Below are 13791 nucleotides of genomic sequence, written 5' to 3' on the forward strand. Positions count from 1 at the left end.
CCTGCAAAGGTTCTAATTCTAACTGCATATTTAAAACCCTATCCTTTCAGATAAGTGCTTGGCTAATAACATGATGTCTTCTTTTTCATGATTAGCAGATAAGGTAAACCGGATGCGAGACGTACCTTTTGGCACGGTAGGCGGTCTGATCGCCGTTGCCCATACACCAGCAGACTTTAACTCTTGTGCTAACTGACAAGTTACTTCGCTGTCACCAGTAATAATTGGTTTAATTGGAGTATTGGTTTCCGCAACTCCCGCTATATCACCGCATTGATCGTGATAGAAATGGCTGAGTTCCAATAACTTATCGCGGCGCCATTGTTCATTTCGAACAATATCGATAGCTTTGGTTAGTGCTACGGCCTGAGAAGGCGGAATGGCCGTTGAATAAACGAAATGACGAGCAAACTGTTGTAAGTACTCGACGGTATCTTCACTCGCCAATATCGCCGCACCGGAAATCCCCAGCGCTTTGCCAAAGGTAACCACTAGCATATCGGGCTTTACACCGAATGCATCGATACTTCCTCTACCTTCGTGACCCAATACCCCGATGCCATGGGCATCATCGATAACCCAAGCCGCCTCATGTTGTTTGACCAAGGTCTCTATACACGATAGAGGTGCTTGGTCACCGTCCATACTAAACACGCCTTCGGTGACCACAAGGGTTTCACCTTCAGCGGTTTGCTTATTTAACTGCGAAGCCAAATGAGTGAGATCGTTGTGCTTAAAGCGCTTCATAGTAGCAGGCGAAAGAGTTCCGGCTTCTATTAAAGACGCGTGATTAAACTTGTCTTGCAATAGGTAATCTTGCTTGCTCAATAAGCTAAACAAGAGCGCTTGGTTAGCTGAAAAACCCGAGCCAAATAACAAGGCGGCAGGGTAATCTAGCCACTCACACAACGTATTTTCAAGCACTTGGTGAGCATAGCTTTGACCTGTTACTAAAGGAGAAGCGCCACTGCCACTACCGTATTCATCGATGCCTTTCTGCCAAGCGCGATTGATGTCACTGTTATTTGCCAAGCCCAAATAGTCGTTGCTCGAGAAATTGAGCCAACGTTGGCCGTCCTGAATTAAGAAACGGCCGGTATTCTGCTCGAGCGGAACAACTGTTCTGGTTAATCCAGTTTCTTGACGTTCATTGAGTGCTTGGCTAATTCTTGCCTCAAACGCTCGCATCGTAAAACAGATCGTCTTTGGTTGGACGAGCAGCAACACGTTCTACCACTCGATCTAATAATTCGTTTTCTTCAATCTCGTCTGGCTTTTGTGATACTTGCTGGCTATTAATTCCCAACTTGGCAAACAGCTGCATATCTTTATCTTCAGAAGGGTTTGGTGTGGTGAGAAGTTTGCAACCATAAAACACGGAGTTAGCACCGGCCATAAAACACAGTGCCTGCATTTGCTCGTTCATGTTTTCACGACCCGCAGAAAGTCGCACTGCTGATTCAGGCATCATAATACGCGCCACTGCGATTAGACGAATAAAATCAAATGGGTCAACATCATCAACGTTTTCAAGCGGCGTACCCTTCACTTTAACTAACATGTTGATAGGCACACTTTCTGGGTGAGTCGGCAAGTTTGCGAGCTCGACAAATAGACCGGCGCGGTCATTTACGCTCTCGCCCATCCCAATAATGCCACCGGAGCAGATTTTCATTCCAGCATCACGAACGTGAGAAAGCGTGTCTAGCCGGTCTTGATAAGTACGAGTGGTGATGATGCTGCCGTAGAACTCCGGTGACGTATCCAAGTTGTGGTTGTAATAATCTAAGCCTGCATCAGAGAGTTCTTTTGCTTGCTCTGGCGTTAACATACCCAAAGTCATGCAGGTCTCTAACCCCATGCCCTTTACGCCTTGAATCATTTCTCTTAAGTGCGGCATGTCTCGAGCTTTTGGATTTTTCCAAGCCGCGCCCATACAAAAACGCGTTGAGCCAGCGGCTTTTGCTTTTTGCGCAGCGTCAAGCACACGTTCCACTTCCATCAAACGCTCTTTTTCAACATCGGTAGTGTAGCGGGCACTTTGCGGACAGTACTTACAGTCTTCAGGACACGCGCCCGTTTTGATAGACAACAAGGTACTAACCTGCACGTAATTGTGTTGTTGGTATTGACGATGAACCTGCTGCGCTTCAAACACTAGGTCCATAAAAGGCTTATCCATTAGCTCGCGAACTTCTTGATGAGTCCAGTTATGACGCACTTCCACACTAATTCCTTTGTATCGTTATTATAGCTTGGCTAGTCTACCCATAGCCATTACACTGTCAACCTAAAGAAAATCACAAAGTTTACATTTGGTTATTTTTTGAGCAATTAAATGAAAGTTGATATTGAGTTCGACAAGAAGCATCTGTGGCATCCCTACACTTCTACCCTTGAACCTCAACCTTGCCTGCCAGTGGTTGGTGCAGAAGGTGTCTACATTGAACTGGAAACAGGTGAAAAACTCATCGATGGTATGTCGTCATGGTGGTCAGTGATACATGGCTACAATCATCCCAAACTAAATCAGGCGCTTCATCAGCAAGCCGATGCTTTCTCCCATGTGATGTTTGGAGGACTCACCCACCAGCCTGTTATAGATCTCGGCAAAAAACTTCTGCAGCTTGCACCCGATAACATGCAGCATGTATTCATGTGTGATTCAGGATCTGTGGCTGTCGAAGTGTCATTAAAAATGGCACTGCAATACTGGCAAGCCAAAGGAGAAAAGCGCAGCAAGTTTTTGACGTTACGCCACGGTTATCACGGTGATACTTTCGCAGCAATGTCCGTTACAGACCCTGATAACTCAATGCATAAACTTTACAAAGGTTTTCTCCCTGAGCACATTTTTGTTGATTCCCCAACTTGCCTATTTTATGAGGAATGGGATCCAGCAGATTTAGACCAGTTCACACAAGTTCTAGAAAACAATCGAAGAGAAGTTGCTGCGGTTATTTTGGAGCCAATCGTTCAAGGCGTTGGCGGCATGCGTTTTTATCACCCACAGTATCTTGCTGGTATTCGCGCTCTTTGTGACCAACATGGAATTTTGCTAATTGCGGACGAAATCGCGACGGGTTTTGGTCGTACCGGTAAAATGTTTGCAGTTGAACATGCTGACATTCAGCCTGATATTCTATGTCTTGGCAAAGGGTTAACGGGAGGCTACATGTCGTTAGCTGCAACCTTAACCACATCAAATGTCGCTCATACCGTATGTGGTGGCGAGGCAAAATGTTTTATGCACGGACCGACATTTATGGCCAACCCTCTGGCTTGTGCTGTCGCCAATGCCAGCCTAGAGATCTTGTTGCAAAATAAATGGCAACAACAAGTAAACAACATTCAAGATTGGTTTACTGAGTGTCTAACCCCGCTACAACATTTTGATTTGGTTAGAAATGTCAGAGCGTTTGGTGCCATTGGCGTGGTTGAAACCCATTTTCCTGTTGATCCTGTCGCAGTACAGCAAACTTTTGTTAAGCATGGCGTATGGGTACGCCCGTTTAGAAACTTGATATATATGATGCCACCGTACATCAGTGAAAAGCATCATATAGAGAAGCTTGCCAAAGCCGTTGAGGCCATAGTTTCCGACCAAAAGCACTTTAATCAGTGAACCTCTATGCCCACTTAACCTGATTAATCTGCTATCATCGGCGCCGATTTGAAAGAGGCGCCGCATGATCAATCCTAACGTCCAAAAAGCGATTAAAAAAAGCTACCAGAACCTTCAACATCAACTGGACAACTTTGTACCAAGACGAGCACAAAACTATCTCGTTGCTGAAATCGCTAAAACGTTATCCGGCGAATACCACAAGTCACAGCGCATGATTGTTGCCGAGGCTGGAACAGGAATCGGAAAATCACTGTCCTACCTAATGGCAGCAATTCCAGTTGCGATGCAAAATAATCGCAAAGTAGTGATCTCAACAGCAACAGTCGCACTGCAAGAGCAACTAATTGCTAAAGACCTTCCCCTCTTTAAACGAATTTCTGAATCCGACTGTCAGTTTGTGTTGGCCAAAGGACGTCACCGCTATTGTTGCCGAGAAAAACTGGCTCAAGCCAACGGCATGGACGCGGCTCAAATTGCGATGTTTGAGCAAAAACCGAGTGCACAAACGGGAGAACTTTTAAAAGAGCTCTACGATGCTCTATCGAGAGGTAAATGGGATGGCGAACGAGACTCATGGCCCACGCCCATTGATGACAATATCTGGCAAACTATTGTCAGCGATAGAATGACATGCAGTGCCAGCTTTCCAGCCCATCGCGACTGTCCTTTCCATCAAGCACGCTCTCGAATAGACAAATGTGACGTCATCATCGCCAACCACAGCTTGGTCATGGCGGATGCTGCACTTGGCGGTGGTGTTATTTTGCCCGAGCCTGAAAATACGATTTACGTGTTCGATGAAGCACATCACTTGCCAACCGTTGCCCGTGAACACTCTGCTGCAGCGGCGAGTGTCAAAGGTAGTATGTCTTGGTTAGAACGCTACAACAAAGCCCTAGACAAGTTGTGTGGGCTCGCTGAAGAAAAACGCGTATATCGCTATAAAGATACCGTTCGCGAGTGTATTCAAGACATCATTCCTAGCCTATCAGAGCTTCAAAGAGTGCTCATTGGTTTTGAATACACAGAAGGGACTAACCGATTTGAAAATGGTGAGCTTCCAGAATGGTTTGAAAACAAGTCACTTGAACTCAAAAACAGCACGCAAAAACTCGCTCAAGCATCAGGAAAGATCGCGGATTTAATAGGCGAGCGATTACGCCAAGGGGAAATTGGCAAACACCTTGGCGAACCTGCGTTGGCTGAAATCGGTTTTTTCTTGCAACGCGTCGATAACCTTCATGCCGTTTGGCTTTTGATGGCAGAGAAACACGAAACCAGCTCAGCCCCCCTTGCCCGTTGGATAGAACAAGTTCCAGATCAAAATGATGACCACATGGTTCATGTATCTCCAATCGAAATCGGTTGGGAGCTTGATCGTCAAATCTGGAGCCGCTGTGTGGGCGCAGTGTTGGTTTCAGCGACCATGAGAGCACTCAATTCATTTACCAGCTTTTGTATCCAATCTGGCATTAGTACTAAGCCAGAAGATGGCACACAATTTTTGGCGCTCGCCTCCCCTTTTGACTACCCAGGACGAGCGACCCTAGTGGTTCCTAAAATGAAGCACGAACCGCAACACCCAGATTTTAATGACTTGTTAGTAGAAACCATTCCTGATTTGATCAAGGAAAACAGCGGCAATTTGGTACTCTTCTCATCCTATTGGCAAATGAACAAGGTCGCCGAACAGTTAGAGAAACTGTTCAAAAACAAAACGTGGGGGCTTCAAGTTCAAGGAAATAAGTCACGCGAAGAAATCCTCGCTACGCACAAGTCTATTTTGCAGTTTGGAAAAACCTCTGTGCTATTTGGAACGGGCAGTTTTTCAGAAGGCCTGGATTTACCCGGCAAGCTCCTGGAAAACCTTATCATTACTAAATTACCTTTTTCTGTTCCTACCTCGCCTATTGAGCAAGCTCATGCCGAATACGTGGAGCAACGCGGTGGAAACCCGTTTATGCATATCTCAGTCCCAGAAGCGAGTAAGAAGTTGATTCAATCTGTAGGTCGCTTGATGCGTAAAGAGCAAGACTCTGGTACAGTCTACATACTCGATCGGCGGTTAGTCTCAAAACGCTATGGGAAGGCATTGCTCGACTCACTACCCCCATTTAAAAGAGAAATTCACTATTAATTGAGTTTCTCAATATAACTAGAAGAATAATTGTTTATGGAAATGCTTGACCCGACAATTTTTGTCGTGATTGCTCTCGTCGCGTTTATTGCTGGGTTTATTGATGCCGTTGCCGGTGGCGGCGGTATGTTAACCGTACCCGCATTGCTATCTCTCGGCTTACCGCCTCATGTCGCCCTTGGTACCAACAAGCTGGCTGCAACCTTTGCTTCATCTACGGCGGCGTTCACCTACTACAGACAAAAGCTATTTAGCCCCGAATTTTGGAAACGGTCTTTTATCGCCACGTTTATTGGCGCGGTAATCGGTACCTTAGTGGTCGACGCCATTAGTACTGAATGGTTGGAAAAAGCACTGCCTCTTGTCATTTTGATTGCCACAATTTATTCGGTCTGGCACAAAACTCCGCAGGGTGAAGGCACCACCCTTCCTAAAGTGGGTGCAAAACTGTTCCGTAGACAATACATACAAGGTGCAACACTGGGCTTTTACGACGGTGTAGCCGGGCCGGGAACAGGCGCATTTTGGACAGTCAGTACCATGGCGCTCTACCGTTTAAACATATTGCTCTCTTCTGGTGTCGCGAAAGCGATGAACTTCACCAGTAATTTTACCTCGCTGATCACTTTTGCCATATTAGGCCATATTGACTGGATGTTAGGTTTGACCATGGGTGTGTGTGTCATGCTTGGTGCCTATGTAGGCGCGCATTCTGCCATTCGATTTGGTGCCAAGTTTATTCGACCCGTGTTTGTCACCGTCGTATCTATTCTTGCAGTGAAATTGGCATATGACGCTTGGATCATTTAGATGAGTGATTTCAGCCAGTTAGAAGCTCAGCTTCAACAGATGAAAACTCAAGCTGCTCAGCTCGATAGAATGCGAGGTGAGCACCGCTTACCGCTATTTGATGAACGTTTATTTCGTTGTTTATCTCGCCTAATGACACCTTGCGTCGACGAGACTCTGTCAACGCTGAAAACGTTAATGCGAGAAAAAGACAGCGGTTTGCTAACTGGGCCAAGAGCCGAATTTCTAACGGAGAAGTTACTGGCGCAAACAGCGGCATTACAGCGAGAGCTTGCTACATCTGAACTTCGCAAAAAAGAGCCCAAGCATAGCCACTACTATCGAAAGCCAATAAACGAGCTTTATCAAGAGATGGCGCAACATCAAGAGTGGGAACGTAGACTGGTTCAACTATTAGATGAAAAACAACGAGCATTGCAAACTGCATCCTTGAGTATGCAAGCCTCGGCTCAACAAGCTGTGCTACAGACGGAACAAAGATTAAAGCGCTGCCAAGAATCTAAACTCAGAATAGAAAAACAAATCACCTATCGCGAGAGGAATCAATGATGGCTAATGACTCAGCAAATGGTTTGGAAAATGCGCCTGAGCACGTCAAACTCGCTGTGGATTTGATTATGTTACTTGAGCAAAACCAAATCGACCCTGCAACCGCCTTGCAAGCAATAGATATCGTGAAACAAGACCTCACGAATAAACTCACCAAAAGCTAAAAACCCAGAGCTAGCTATGTATTCCGTTACTTTTTCTTGGCAAGACTTTCTCGCTAAACACTGGCACCAATCGCCGACCATTATTCGTGGTGGATTTGCCAACTTTATTGATCCTATTTCACCAGACGAAGTCGCAGGACTTGCGCTTGAACAAGATGTAGATTCACGATTTATCAACAACGCTAATAACCAGTGGCAGGTTGAGCATGGTCCTTTTGACGAATCTCATTTCGAATCGCTACCAGAGTCGCACTTTCAGTTGGTTGTGCAGGCAGCCAACCACTGGCATCCAGACGTTCACGAATTTGAAAAAGCATTCGACGAGCTACCTAAATGGTTATTTGATGACGTTATGGTCTGTTTCTCCGCCCCCAAAGGCGGTGTCGGACCGCACATTGACCAGTATGACGTATTTATTGTTCAAGGTATGGGTAAACGTCACTGGAAAGTGGGCGCAAAAGATATCGGCCAATACCAAGAAAAAGTCAGTGGTGGCGCACTAAGACAAATCACTGGCTTTGAGCCAATTATTGATGAAGTTCTAGAACCCGGCGACATTTTATACATTCCACCCGGTTTCCCTCATGAAGGCGACACGTTAGAACCCAGTCTCAGCTATTCCGTTGGCTACCGTTCTCCCAAAGCGCAAGAGTTGTTTTCCAAACTCGCTGATTACTTAATCTCTGAAAACGCAGGCGATGTTCACTGGCACAGGCCGGGAGACGTTAGCTCACAAACTACTACAGCAATAGCATCCGACCATTTGTCAGATTTAAAAGCCATGCTATTGAACCTAGTAGAAGATGAAACTAAGTTAAACCAAGCAATCGCACTTGGTCTAAGTGAATCGCGCCACCATGTTGATTTGATTCAACCTGAACAGCCTTTTACATGGCAAGAACTGTCAGAAGCGCTTGCGCAAGGTGCTAGTCTTGTAAAAACCGCTGGCCTTAGAGTTCTCACTCTTCCAAAAAATCAAGACTCAGTATTCATCAACGGTGAGGCCTACGCTCTTGCTCCAGATTCCGAACTGAAATCCTTTGTAGAACACTATGAACTAAAAGTGGAACAACTGGTTGGGCTATGCTCAGAAGATCAACAAGCATTAGAATCTTGGGTTAACGAAGGGTATTGGTATCTGCAGTACTAAGTGAGTTACATAAAAAACGCAGCGATAACGCTGCGTTTTTTACAAAGAGCTTTACACTTTAAATTGGCCGACCAATTTCTGCTGCTCCGAGGACAACCTACTGATTTGTTGGCTGAACCCTTCAGATTCTTCAGCTTGGCTTAATATCTGCGCGCTCAAGTCTCGAATATTGCTGACACTTTGATTCACTTCACCAGAAACCGACTGCTGCTCTTCCGCTGCTCTTACAATTTGACTGTTCATGTCATTGATAGAAGCAATAGCATCATGAATATGTTGCAGTTCGGTCGACGCAAGTTTCACTTTTTCTGCAGCTTGACTGGCCGATGCATTACCGTCTTGGATAGCAGAAACCACATCTTGTGTCCCTTTTTGAACATTTTCGATAACAGTACGGATTTCTTCTACTGACTCTTGAGTTCGGCTAGCAAGGTTTCTTACTTCATCGGCAACCACCGCAAAACCACGACCTTGCTCACCGGCACGAGCCGCTTCGATAGCAGCATTAAGCGCCAACAAATTAGTTTGCTCTGAGATGCCCTCAATAACGCCCAAGATTTCAGTAATGTTGGCATTGTTAGTCGCGAGTTCTTCAACCACAGGAACCGCATTGTTCATTTTTTCAACCAGCATGCGCATTTCTTCTTCAGAAAGCTCTATCACTGAGCGACCAGCCTGCGCAGATTCACTTGCTTGTGTAGCAGCCTGTACCGCAACTTCAGCATTCTGAACCACTAAGCCAGCCGTTTGTGTCATTTCTTCTGACGCGGTAGCGACGAGATCCACCTCTTTAAACTGCGCTTCGCTGCTGCCTCTGGTGTGTTGGACCGCTTTGGCGGAGTCTTGAGTAACAGATACAATGTCATCCGTTGCAGTGATTACCTGAGAAATCGTGCCTTGCAGCTTGTCTAAGAAAGTATTAAAGCCTGTCGCGAGCTGCCCTATTTCATCTTTGTTTTTGACATCGAGACGTTGTGTTAGATCGCCTTCACCTGAAGCAATATCGTCAAGACGTGTCACTACTTCCCTGATCGGTTTCACCAAACGAGTGGCGGTTAACCAAATTGCCAATAAGCCAACCACAACTAAAATCAGGCCAGTAACTAGTTCCGACATAATGCCAGCTTCCACTTTGGCACTAATAACAATATCGAGGTTAGTGGCATCTTCTACCACTTTAGTTTTTGGCATATCAAATTGAATACCCCAAGTCTGATTCGCGACAGGAATCGGGGCAAAAACAGTAAGCCAGTTGTCATTCCAGTGAGTTTGCACTGAGCCGCTAAACAAATCGTTGGTAAGCTGATCCGCTGTGGTCGTTTCACTAGTAAAAGCAGTACCGATCTGACGCTCAGTTTCATCGCTCGCGATCAAAGCACCATTCATAGAAACTAGATTGACGTGCCCTTCTCCATTAAATAGCGCTTGGTCCGACTGACGAATAAACTCGTTCATAGCATCTAAACGTAAATCAATGCCAAAATAACCAATAGCAACTGTATCGACGATAATTGGTACTGAAATTGACGAAACCAAGAAGCTACCATTGTCATCTTGGGTTATGCGAGGGGTGGTAATACAGGTAGAGGCGCTGGCAATCGGGCAAAAGAAGCGTTCACTATCGCTGTCGCTTTTTATCGCTTTTTCACTAAGTAAGGCGGAGACAACATTCTCACCATTCGAAGCTGTCACCCAATATGGTGCGAAACGACCAATTTCGTTAGAACCAACGTATTCTGCACCTTCATAGTTAGTATCTTCACTATCGAGCATGTTTGGTTCAAACACCAGGTATGCCCCGTGAATGGCATCAAAATCGAGAACCGCTTTACGTGCCATTTGATCCAATGCGGTACGCAGCTCCTCACTATCTCCAAAATTTTCTTCGCTGTTGGTTTTTAAAAATAGTGCACTAGACGCTAACATTTCAGCACGATGTAATGCCTCTTCAATGTACTTGCTCACTTCGGTGGCATTGTACAAGGCACGCGTTTTGAGCAAATCTTCAGATTTGCTAGTCACTGATTCGTTGCTTAAATCGCGGATGACCTGTTGATTATTCGACGCGTTGAAAATCGAAAATCCGATTAGCGACATAGAGGTAACTAATAAACATAAACCCGCTAACAGGGTAATTTTCCATTGAACAGAGAGAGTTCGCATAGTACTTCCTTTTCCGCAAACACCAGTTGTAAATATAGGCCACTGCCTCTTAGCCATTACAGCACATTGACTCTAGATATCAATGGCATGGCGTCTCGTTTATCACAATAATTTAACAGTAGCTGAATATTCATACGGATTAGTGAAACAAGACAATTTCAATCCCAAATTGACCTACTTGTATCGACCTATGTTAGGATTATCTTTAACTCTAAATCGTAGGTTTTTCTTATACATGGGGAATTATTGAACCTAGCTCAACTTCTCCCTAAAACTACTGAAAATCCGTAAAGCGACATCAACCAAATTCGAGTTCGTCACAGTTAAGGACCTGAAATGAAGATAATTTCGTTCAACATCAATGGGCTAAGAGCTCGACTACACCAACTTCAAGCGTTAATTGACAAACACCAGCCAGACGTAATTGGCTTGCAAGAAATAAAAGTACACGACGACGCCTTCCCTCTAGCAGATGTTGAAGCCATGGGTTACCACGTGGAGTTTCACGGGCAAAAAGCCCACTACGGCGTTGCAATGCTCAGTAAGCAAAAGCCTTTGTCGGTTCAGAAAGGTTTTCCAACCGATAACGAAGACCACCAGAAACGTATGATTATCGGTAAGTTCCTTGATGAGAATGGAGAGGAAATAACAGTACTTAATGGCTATTTCCCGCAAGGCGACAACATCGAACACGAAACCAAGTACCCGTACAAACGTCAGTTCTACACTGATTTAATGACCTATCTAAATGAATACCACACTAACGAAGAACAGGTAGTGGTTATGGGCGATATCAACATCAGTCCGATTGATGCTGACATTGGCATTGGTGAGCCGAATCGCAAGCGTTGGTTAAAAACCGGTAAATGTTCATTCCAGCCAGAAGAAAGAGAATGGTTGGCGACATTGCTTGATTGGGGTTTGGTAGATACGTTCCGTCAACTTCACCCAGAAGTAGACGATAAGTTCTCATGGTTTGACTATCGCTCTCGCGGCTTTGACGACAACCGTGGTCTTCGAATTGACGTCGTGCTCGCAACACCTAGCTTAGCGAAAAAATGTGTTGAATCCGATATTGATTACGAATTGCGTGGCATTGAAAAACCCTCTGATCACGCTCCAATTTGGTCAACATTCTCTTAGTTTTGGCTTATACAAATCAAAAAGAGGCGTTAATCGCCTCTTTTTTGTTTGTATTGTACCGTCCTAAATAAGGTTGACACATTCCCAACATGAAATTGGAGAGTGTCATGAAATCAACAAGTAAACGAACCCAGCGAGATTATTCTCTTGCCTTTAAATTGGCGGTTGTTGACCAAGTAGAAAAAGGAGAAATGACCTATATACAAGCCCAAGAGCGATATGGAATCCAAGGTCGGTCCACGGTCTTGGTTTGGCTTCGTAAGCACGGTCGTCTAAATTGGTCTAAAGGAATAGAGAAACCAAACACAGTAGGTAATGATATGTCTGATTCTCCTTCTGCTCATACTCCTGAACAACGAATAAAAGAACTCGAACAACAACTTGAGGAAACTCAACTGAAAGCGGACTTCTTTGAAGCGGTCGTAAAAGTCATGGATAGAGATTTTGGAGTTCGAATCTCAAAGAAGCGCAAAGCCGAGTTATTAAGGAAAAAACGCTCAAAAGACTCACAGTGACGAAAGCTTGTCAGTTTATTGGCATTACTCGGCAGGCATTTTATAAACGTTGTACGTCAGAGCGTCAGCGAATTCGGAAAGAGCAGTCTGTCATTGGGTTCGTCAAAGAGCAACGGATTCAACATCCTCGCTTGGGAACTCGCAAGCTCAAACACTTACTCAGTCAACATAACATTGATGTAGGACGGGACCATTTGTTCTGTTTGCTAAAACAACACCGTCTATTGGTCCCCAATCGTAGGGCTTATCATCGAACAACCAACAGCCATCATCGGTTTCACTGCCATCCAAACTGCATCAAAGAAGGCATGGTTCCAACGAAACCGGAGCAGCTGTGGGTCGCTGATATTACTTACTTGGCAACGCAAACAGGAAATACCTATCTCAGTTTAATCACCGATGCCTACTCAAGGAAGATAGTTGGGTATCATCTCGATGACAATATGAAGACACAAACAGTGAAGCGCGCGTTCCTGAAGGCCTTGAAAAATCGACGCTACGAGGGTGAGCTTATTCATCACTCTGATAGAGGTATTCAATACTGCGCTGAGGAATATCAGTCATTACACAGAAAATATCATGTGAGGTGCTCTATGACAGATGGATATGATTGTTATCAAAACGCTCTAGCAGAAAGAGTGAACGGCATCTTAAAGATGGAGTACTTACTGAGTAAGCCGAATGACTTGAATGAAGCAAAGAAAATGGTTGCCGAGTCGGTAAAACTCTATAATGAACAGAGACCACATACAGCTTTAAATTACAAAACGCCCGATGAAGTTCACCGAGCGTTTTAACCAAAAGTGTCAACCTATATCAGGACGGGACATATTCAAGATGTACGAATACGGTTAACTTTGTCTTGGCTTCATATAGGCTAAGAATCGTTTCTCTGCTTGTTTAAAACAGAACAGAATTACAAAGGTAAGAGCCATATAGAACATACCCGCTGCCAAGAACGCCTCAAACGGTGCATAAGTACGGCTATTAACCAATCGCGCGGCTCCCGTCAGATCTAATATTGTCACAATCCCAGCTATCGCACTGCCGTGCAACATGAAAATGACTTCATTACTGTATGCTGGCAATGCTCGGCGCAGCGCACTAGGCAAAATAATGCGGCGATACGTTAGAAACTTACTCATACCGTAAGCTTTCGCAGCCTCAACTTCTCCTTTTGGAAGACCATTTATGGCACCGCGAACTATTTCAGCTGTGTAAGCACCGGTATTTAGGACAAAAGCAACGAGTGCACAAAACCAGGCGTGTTCCCAAAGTGTTCCCGGTACTTCAATAAACTGAGCGATTCCGTAGTAGATCAAGTACAGCTGAACCAACAATGGAGTACCACGGAAAAAGTAGATAAACAGCCAAGACGGCATCCACAAAATAGGGTTTTTACTATTGCGAGCAATACCCATTGGAATCGCAACAAATAAGCCAATAAACAAAGACACGGTAACTAACCAAGCTGTAGTCCAAAGGCCATCAAAATAGATAGGTAGGTTGTCCCAAATGATCGAAAAATCCAT

General features: G+C 44.8%; 12 protein-coding genes. 8 read left to right on the forward strand and 4 right to left on the reverse strand.

Going from position 1 to position 13791, the window contains the following annotated elements; translation table 11 throughout:
- Positions 1-30: 30 nt before the first annotated feature.
- Positions 31-1188 (reverse strand): 8-amino-7-oxononanoate synthase, encoded by a 1158-nt coding sequence (gene bioF / locus ACXAFJ_RS07520; protein WP_475322507.1) that lies wholly within the window; start codon positions 1186-1188, stop codon positions 31-33.
- Positions 1175-2227, reverse strand: coding sequence for a biotin synthase BioB (gene bioB, locus ACXAFJ_RS07525; protein WP_475322508.1), 1053 nt, complete (start codon positions 2225-2227; stop codon positions 1175-1177). The genes bioF and bioB overlap by 14 nt, the downstream gene beginning before the upstream one ends.
- Before the next feature lie 111 nt (positions 2228-2338).
- Here bioB and bioA point away from each other — a divergent pair, with 111 nt between their 5' ends.
- The 6 genes from bioA to ACXAFJ_RS07555 all read left to right on the forward strand — a co-directional run bounded on the left by bioA (position 2339) and on the right by ACXAFJ_RS07555 (position 8438).
- On the forward strand, positions 2339-3625 hold the full coding sequence (bioA, locus tag ACXAFJ_RS07530) for an adenosylmethionine--8-amino-7-oxononanoate transaminase (protein ID WP_475322510.1): 1287 nt from the start codon (positions 2339-2341) through the stop codon (positions 3623-3625).
- 64 nt (positions 3626-3689) lie between these two features.
- Positions 3690-5765: an ATP-dependent DNA helicase DinG gene (dinG, locus tag ACXAFJ_RS07535; protein ID WP_475322511.1), complete on the forward strand. Its 2076-nt coding sequence runs from the start codon at positions 3690-3692 to the stop codon at positions 5763-5765.
- Between the two features lie 36 nt (positions 5766-5801).
- Positions 5802-6575, forward strand: a complete 774-nt coding sequence (locus ACXAFJ_RS07540; protein WP_475322512.1) for a TSUP family transporter — start codon at positions 5802-5804, stop codon at positions 6573-6575.
- A complete protein-coding gene (locus ACXAFJ_RS07545; RefSeq protein ID WP_475322514.1) occupies positions 6576-7124 on the forward strand; it encodes a primosomal replication protein in 549 nt (182 codons plus the stop codon).
- Positions 7121-7288: a pleiotropic regulatory protein RsmS gene (gene rsmS / locus ACXAFJ_RS07550; protein ID WP_475322515.1), complete on the forward strand. Its 168-nt coding sequence runs from the start codon at positions 7121-7123 to the stop codon at positions 7286-7288. The genes ACXAFJ_RS07545 and rsmS overlap by 4 nt, the downstream gene beginning before the upstream one ends.
- A 16-nt stretch (positions 7289-7304) precedes the next feature.
- The gene (locus ACXAFJ_RS07555) at positions 7305-8438 is read left to right on the forward strand and encodes a JmjC domain-containing protein (RefSeq protein ID WP_475322517.1); all 1134 of its coding nucleotides are present in this window, start codon (positions 7305-7307) and stop codon (positions 8436-8438) included.
- 51 nt (positions 8439-8489) lie between these two features.
- On the opposite strand, the gene ACXAFJ_RS07560 is transcribed toward ACXAFJ_RS07555, so the two are convergent.
- Positions 8490-10601 carry a methyl-accepting chemotaxis protein gene (locus ACXAFJ_RS07560; RefSeq protein ID WP_475322518.1) on the reverse strand — a complete coding sequence of 704 codons (2112 nt, stop codon included), beginning with the start codon at positions 10599-10601 and terminating at the stop codon, positions 8490-8492.
- A gap of 336 nt (positions 10602-10937) precedes the next feature.
- Between ACXAFJ_RS07560 and xthA the strand changes: the two genes are divergently transcribed.
- Together xthA and ACXAFJ_RS07570 are read left to right on the forward strand one after the other, a co-directional pair.
- The gene (gene xthA, locus ACXAFJ_RS07565) at positions 10938-11744 is read left to right on the forward strand and encodes an exodeoxyribonuclease III (RefSeq protein ID WP_475322519.1); all 807 of its coding nucleotides are present in this window, start codon (positions 10938-10940) and stop codon (positions 11742-11744) included.
- Positions 11745-11851: 107 nt separating this feature from the next.
- Positions 11852-13056 (forward strand): IS3 family transposase gene (locus ACXAFJ_RS07570; protein WP_475321218.1). Its coding sequence is split into 2 segments (ribosomal slippage): positions 11852-12239 and positions 12239-13056, totalling 1206 coding nucleotides; the frame shifts between segments, so codons are not numbered across the junction.
- Positions 13057-13110: 54 nt separating this feature from the next.
- On the opposite strand, the gene ACXAFJ_RS07575 is transcribed toward ACXAFJ_RS07570, so the two are convergent.
- Positions 13111-13791, reverse strand: coding sequence for an ABC transporter permease (locus ACXAFJ_RS07575; protein WP_475322520.1), 681 nt, complete (start codon positions 13789-13791; stop codon positions 13111-13113).

The sequence above is a fragment of the Vibrio sp. ABH4_348 genome, assembly GCF_056159765.1.